Annotated in this window: 2 protein-coding genes; one reads left to right on the top strand and one right to left on the bottom strand. The window is 72.2% G+C overall.

The genetic code is table 11. From position 1 onward, the window contains the following. Positions 1 to 120 precede the first annotated feature (120 nt). The gene (locus CKO33_RS13155) at positions 121 to 618 is read right to left on the bottom strand and encodes a protease complex subunit PrcB family protein (RefSeq protein ID WP_200182680.1); all 498 of its coding nucleotides are present in this window, start codon (positions 616 to 618) and stop codon (positions 121 to 123) included. 106 nt (positions 619 to 724) lie between these two features. Here CKO33_RS13155 and CKO33_RS13150 point away from each other — a divergent pair. Beyond that, positions 725 to 1469, top strand: a 745-nt coding sequence (locus tag CKO33_RS13150; RefSeq protein ID WP_200182679.1) for a lysophospholipid acyltransferase family protein, incomplete at its 3' end; no start/stop codon positions are given.

Below are 1469 nucleotides of genomic sequence, written 5' to 3'. Positions count from 1 at the left end.
CAGCGGCTCAACCAGGCCCGGGCTGATCTGTTTCGTTCCATCAACAACGCCCAAAACCCGGCCGCCTGAACAGCCTCACCCATCACTCCCCTTCAGGCTCATCTCTGGATTGGAAAGGACTCACCAGGCGCCCGGGGGCTGCACCGTGGCCCAGGTGTCCCCCGTCTGGTCCTGGATCTGCAGCGGGCCGTGGAGTCCCCCGCGGGGCAGTTGCAGCAGCAGGCAGGGGCTGGTGATGGCCTGGCCCACGGCGGCCCCCGCTTGCGGGGTGCGGGCCCGGATTTGCAGCACAGGGCCGTCCGGGGCGGGGAGCAGGGGGGGATCGGCCAGTTCCACGCCGTAGCCCAGGGTGGGGCGGCGTCCCTGATGCACCAGCAGCAGCCAGTGGCGGTCCAGGTCGGGCCGCTCGGCCTCGGGGAGGTGCAGTCCGGTGCGCGCCAGCACCCGTTCTAAGGTGTCCGCGTCGGCGATCACCTCCACGGCGGGTATGGGGGATTCGCGGCCGCAGTGGTCGCCGCTGGTGAGGACCTGGACCCGGGGCGCCGGCGGCCCCTCCGGCTGCGGGGCGCCGGGGCAGCCCGCAAGGCCCAGCGCCAGCACGGCGGCGAGGACGGTCACGGGGTATCGGGGGAGGGGGATGCGGTACATGCGAATCTGGGTGGGAGTGGCATCCATGGGGCGGCCTTGAGTATAAACGCGGGACATCCCCATCGCCATCGAGGCCATGTCCCATCTCAGAAGATTCATCCGCCTGCCCGTGTTGCTGCTGCATCTGCTGCTGGCGGTCCTGGTGACCCTGGCCCTGGGCCGCCGCGATCCCTCCGGGTTGCCCACGCCCCGTTTCCGGCGGGTGATCATGGCCTGGTACCGCGGCCTGTGCCGCATCCTCGGGGTGCGCATCCGGGTCTCGGGGCGGCCCCTGGAGGGGCCTGTCCTCATGGTGGCCAACCATGTCTCCTGGCTGGATATCCCCGTGATCGGGGCCCATGCCCCGGCGGGCTTCCTGTCCAAGTCCGAGGTGCGCCACTGGCCGGTAATCGGCTGGCTGGCCCGGTTCAACGCCACCCTGTTCATCCGTCGCGGGGAGCACGGGGCGGCCGAGGCGGTCACCCGGGCCATGGCGGAGCAATTGGGCCGGGGGGGGGCGGTGCTGGTCTTCCCGGAGGGGACCACCACGGATGGCACCTCGGTGCGCCGTTTCCATCATCGCCTGTTCGCCGCTGCCCAGCAGGCCCGGTGCCCGGTGCAGCCGGTGGCCCTGCGCTACCATCTGCGCCCGGACGGGCGGCCCGGGGCGGCGCCGTTCGTGGGGGGCGAGCACTTCCTGCGTCACGCCCTGCGCATCCTGGGGGAACCCGGTCTGGAGGTGGACCTGGTCTTCAGTCCGCCGCTTCCGGCGCCGGAATGGGAACGGCGTACCCTGGCCCGGGAGGCACAGGCGGCGGTGGCCCGGGGGGTCTGCGGCGGGG

The sequence above is a fragment of the Ectothiorhodospira mobilis genome (assembly GCF_016584115.1).
GTDB lineage: Bacteria > Pseudomonadota > Gammaproteobacteria > Ectothiorhodospirales > Ectothiorhodospiraceae > Ectothiorhodospira > Ectothiorhodospira mobilis.
The sequence above is the reverse complement of the archived record's forward strand: the minus strand, read 5'-3'. Positions and strand labels throughout refer to the sequence as shown.